Below are 5443 nucleotides of genomic sequence, written 5' to 3' on the forward strand. Positions count from 1 at the left end.
GGAAACTTTGAAAACTTCTTAAAAAAATCACTTGACAGCAAGTGAGGCTGCTGTAGAATGCGCGCCTCGGTTGAGACGAAAGATCTTAACCAACCGCTCTTTAACAACTGAATCAAGCAATTCGTGTGGGTGCTTGTGTAGTCAGACTGATAGTCAAAAAGATTATCAGCATCACGAGTGACCATGCGAGAAATCACATAGTCATTTGAGATTGCTGAGCCAAGTTTAGGGTTTCTTAAAAACCCAAGCAGTATTGAACTGAAGAGTTTGATCATGGCTCAGATTGAACGCTGGCGGCAGGCCTAACACATGCAAGTCGAGCGGATGAAGTGAGCTTGCTCACGGATTTAGCGGCGGACGGGTGAGTAATGCCTAGGAATCTGCCTGGTAGTGGGGGATAACGTTTCGAAAGGGACGCTAATACCGCATACGTCCTACGGGAGAAAGCAGGGGACCTTCGGGCCTTGCGCTATCAGATGAGCCTAGGTCGGATTAGCTAGTTGGTGAGGTAATGGCTCACCAAGGCGACGATCCGTAACTGGTCTGAGAGGATGATCAGTCACACTGGAACTGAGACACGGTCCAGACTCCTACGGGAGGCAGCAGTGGGGAATATTGGACAATGGGCGAAAGCCTGATCCAGCCATGCCGCGTGTGTGAAGAAGGTCTTCGGATTGTAAAGCACTTTAAGTTGGGAGGAAGGGCAGTAAGCTAATATCTTGCTGTTTTGACGTTACCGACAGAATAAGCACCGGCTAACTCTGTGCCAGCAGCCGCGGTAATACAGAGGGTGCAAGCGTTAATCGGAATTACTGGGCGTAAAGCGCGCGTAGGTGGTTTGTTAAGTTGGATGTGAAAGCCCCGGGCTCAACCTGGGAACTGCATCCAAAACTGGCAAGCTAGAGTATGGTAGAGGGTGGTGGAATTTCCTGTGTAGCGGTGAAATGCGTAGATATAGGAAGGAACACCAGTGGCGAAGGCGACCACCTGGACTGATACTGACACTGAGGTGCGAAAGCGTGGGGAGCAAACAGGATTAGATACCCTGGTAGTCCACGCCGTAAACGATGTCAACTAGCCGTTGGGGTCCTTGAGACTTTAGTGGCGCAGCTAACGCATTAAGTTGACCGCCTGGGGAGTACGGCCGCAAGGTTAAAACTCAAATGAATTGACGGGGGCCCGCACAAGCGGTGGAGCATGTGGTTTAATTCGAAGCAACGCGAAGAACCTTACCAGGCCTTGACATGCAGAGAACTTTCCAGAGATGGATTGGTGCCTTCGGGAACTCTGACACAGGTGCTGCATGGCTGTCGTCAGCTCGTGTCGTGAGATGTTGGGTTAAGTCCCGTAACGAGCGCAACCCTTGTCCTTAGTTACCAGCACGTTATGGTGGGCACTCTAAGGAGACTGCCGGTGACAAACCGGAGGAAGGTGGGGATGACGTCAAGTCATCATGGCCCTTACGGCCTGGGCTACACACGTGCTACAATGGTCGGTACAGAGGGTTGCCAAGCCGCGAGGTGGAGCTAATCCCACAAAACCGATCGTAGTCCGGATCGCAGTCTGCAACTCGACTGCGTGAAGTCGGAATCGCTAGTAATCGCGAATCAGAATGTCGCGGTGAATACGTTCCCGGGCCTTGTACACACCGCCCGTCACACCATGGGAGTGGGTTGCACCAGAAGTAGCTAGTCTAACCTTCGGGAGGACGGTTACCACGGTGTGATTCATGACTGGGGTGAAGTCGTAACAAGGTAGCCGTAGGGGAACCTGCGGCTGGATCACCTCCTTAATCGACGACATCAGCTGCTTCATAAGCTCCCACACGAATTGCTTGATTCATTGAAGAAGACGATAGAAGCAGCTTTAAGCTCCAAGCTGATAGCTCCAAGCTAACAGTTACAAGCTCGAAATTGGGTCTGTAGCTCAGTTGGTTAGAGCGCACCCCTGATAAGGGTGAGGTCGGCAGTTCGAATCTGCCCAGACCCACCAATTTTGTTATGGGGCCATAGCTCAGCTGGGAGAGCGCCTGCCTTGCACGCAGGAGGTCAGCGGTTCGATCCCGCTTGGCTCCACCATAAACTGCTTCTGAAAGCTTAGAAATGAGCATTCAAATCGAATGTTGATTTCTAGTCTTTTGATTAGATCGTTCTTTAAAAATTTGGGTATGTGATAGAAAGATAGACTGAACACTACTTTCACTGGTAGTGGATCAGGCTAAGGTAAAGTTTGTGAATTCAAACTTTCGGCGAATGTCGTCTTCACAGTATAACCAGATTGCTTGGGGTTATATGGTCAAGTGAAGAAGCGCATACGGTGGATGCCTTGGCAGTCAGAGGCGATGAAAGACGTGGTAGCCTGCGATAAGCTTCGGGGAGTCGGCAAACAGACTTTGATCCGGAGATCTCTGAATGGGGGAACCCAACCATCATAAGATGGTTATCTTGCACTGAATACATAGGTGCAAGAGGCGAACCAGGGGAACTGAAACATCTAAGTACCCTGAGGAAAAGAAATCAACCGAGATTCCCTTAGTAGTGGCGAGCGAACGGGGACTAGCCCTTAAGCTTCTTTGATTTTAGCGGAACGCTCTGGAAAGTGCGGCCATAGTGGGTGATAGCCCTGTACGCGAAAGGATCTTAGAAGTGAAATCGAGTAGGACGGGGCACGAGAAACCTTGTCTGAATATGGGGGGACCATCCTCCAAGGCTAAATACTACTGACTGACCGATAGTGAACTAGTACCGTGAGGGAAAGGCGAAAAGAACCCCGGAGAGGGGAGTGAAATAGATCCTGAAACCGTATGCGTACAAGCAGTGGGAGCAGACTTTGTTCTGTGACTGCGTACCTTTTGTATAATGGGTCAGCGACTTATATTCAGTGGCAAGCTTAACCGAATAGGGGAGGCGTAGCGAAAGCGAGTCTTAATAGGGCGTTTAGTCGCTGGGTATAGACCCGAAACCGGGCGATCTATCCATGGGCAGGTTGAAGGTTAGGTAACACTGACTGGAGGACCGAACCGACTACCGTTGAAAAGTTAGCGGATGACCTGTGGATCGGAGTGAAAGGCTAATCAAGCTCGGAGATAGCTGGTTCTCCTCGAAAGCTATTTAGGTAGCGCCTCATGTATCACTCTAGGGGGTAGAGCACTGTTTCGGCTAGGGGGTCATCCCGACTTACCAAACCGATGCAAACTCCGAATACCTAGAAGTGCCGAGCATGGGAGACACACGGCGGGTGCTAACGTCCGTCGTGAAAAGGGAAACAACCCAGACCGTCAGCTAAGGTCCCAAAGTTATGGTTAAGTGGGAAACGATGTGGGAAGGCTTAGACAGCTAGGAGGTTGGCTTAGAAGCAGCCATCCTTTAAAGAAAGCGTAATAGCTCACTAGTCGAGTCGGCCTGCGCGGAAGATGTAACGGGGCTCAAACCATACACCGAAGCTACGGGTATCACGTAAGTGATGCGGTAGAGGAGCGTTCTGTAAGCCTGTGAAGGTGAGTTGAGAAGCTTGCTGGAGGTATCAGAAGTGCGAATGCTGACATGAGTAACGACAATGCGAGTGAAAAACTCGCACGCCGAAAGACCAAGGTTTCCTGCGCAACGTTAATCGACGCAGGGTTAGTCGGTCCCTAAGGCGAGGCTGAAAAGCGTAGTCGATGGAAAACAGGTTAATATTCCTGTACTTCTGGTTATTGCGATGGAGGGACGGAGAAGGCTAGGCCAGCTTGGCGTTGGTTGTCCAAGTTTAAGGTGGTAGGCTGAAATCTTAGGAAAATCCGGGATTTCAAGGCCGAGAGCTGATGACGAGTTACCTTTTAGGTGACGAAGTGGTTGATGCCATGCTTCCAAGAAAAGCTTCTAAGCTTCAGATAACCAGGAACCGTACCCCAAACCGACACAGGTGGTTAGGTAGAGAATACCAAGGCGCTTGAGAGAACTCGGGTGAAGGAACTAGGCAAAATGGCACCGTAACTTCGGGAGAAGGTGCGCCGGTGAGGGTGAAGGACTTGCTCCGTAAGCCCATGCCGGTCGAAGATACCAGGCCGCTGCGACTGTTTATTAAAAACACAGCACTCTGCAAACACGAAAGTGGACGTATAGGGTGTGACGCCTGCCCGGTGCCGGAAGGTTAATTGATGGGGTTAGCGCAAGCGAAGCTCTTGATCGAAGCCCCGGTAAACGGCGGCCGTAACTATAACGGTCCTAAGGTAGCGAAATTCCTTGTCGGGTAAGTTCCGACCTGCACGAATGGCGTAACGATGGCGGCGCTGTCTCCACCCGAGACTCAGTGAAATTGAAATCGCTGTGAAGATGCAGTGTATCCGCGGCTAGACGGAAAGACCCCGTGAACCTTTACTATAGCTTTGCACTGGACTTTGAGCTTGCTTGTGTAGGATAGGTGGGAGGCTTTGAAGTGGGGACGCCAGTTCTCATGGAGCCATCCTTGAAATACCACCCTGGCAACCTTGAGGTTCTAACTCAGGTCCGTTATCCGGATCGAGGACAGTGTATGGTGGGTAGTTTGACTGGGGCGGTCTCCTCCTAAAGAGTAACGGAGGAGTACGAAGGTGCGCTCAGACCGGTCGGAAATCGGTCGCAGAGTATAAAGGCAAAAGCGCGCTTGACTGCGAGACAAACACGTCGAGCAGGTACGAAAGTAGGTCTTAGTGATCCGGTGGTTCTGTATGGAAGGGCCATCGCTCAACGGATAAAAGGTACTCCGGGGATAACAGGCTGATACCGCCCAAGAGTTCATATCGACGGCGGTGTTTGGCACCTCGATGTCGGCTCATCACATCCTGGGGCTGAAGCCGGTCCCAAGGGTATGGCTGTTCGCCATTTAAAGTGGTACGCGAGCTGGGTTTAGAACGTCGTGAGACAGTTCGGTCCCTATCTGCCGTGGACGTTTGAGATTTGAGAGGGGCTGCTCCTAGTACGAGAGGACCGGAGTGGACGAACCTCTGGTGTTCCGGTTGTCACGCCAGTGGCATTGCCGGGTAGCTATGTTCGGAAAAGATAACCGCTGAAAGCATCTAAGCGGGAAACTTGCCTCAAGATGAGATCTCACTGGGATCTTGAATCCCCTAAAGGGCCGTCGAAGACTACGACGTTGATAGGTTGGGTGTGTAAGCGCTGTGAGGCGTTGAGCTAACCAATACTAATTGCCCGTGAGGCTTGACCATATAACACCCAAGCAATTTGCGAACTCGACAGAGACCAGATTGCGGTGTGTGAAGATGACCAACCGAAAGTTTGACACACAAACCTATTGCATACCCATTCGCTGGAACGTTGCCCAAACAACGGCTCAGCTACAGAATTTCTTGACGACCATAGAGCATTGGAACCACCTGATCCCATCCCGAACTCAGCAGTGAAACGATGCATCGCCGATGGTAGTGTGGGGTTTCCCCATGTGAGAGTAGGTCATCGTCAAGATT

2 tRNA genes and 3 rRNA genes are annotated in these 5443 nt (G+C 51.1%); all 5 read left to right on the forward strand.

Features of this window, described 5'->3' with window-relative positions:
• The first annotated feature begins 255 nt into the window (after positions 1-255).
• Positions 256-1792 (forward strand): 16S ribosomal RNA (locus tag AC3WK8_RS31820).
• A gap of 123 nt (positions 1793-1915) precedes the next feature.
• Positions 1916-1992 (forward strand) — tRNA-Ile (locus AC3WK8_RS31825).
• 10 nt (positions 1993-2002) lie between these two features.
• A tRNA-Ala gene (locus tag AC3WK8_RS31830) sits at positions 2003-2078 on the forward strand.
• Positions 2079-2293: 215 nt separating this feature from the next.
• A 23S ribosomal RNA gene (locus AC3WK8_RS31835) occupies positions 2294-5185 on the forward strand.
• Positions 5186-5325: 140 nt separating this feature from the next.
• A 5S ribosomal RNA gene (gene rrf / locus AC3WK8_RS31840) occupies positions 5326-5441 on the forward strand.
• Together the 16S, 23S and 5S rRNA genes with 2 tRNA genes alongside form the textbook arrangement of a ribosomal RNA operon.
• Positions 5442-5443: the final 2 nt, after the last annotated feature.

Source organism: Pseudomonas sp. FW507-12TSA (assembly GCF_058781435.1).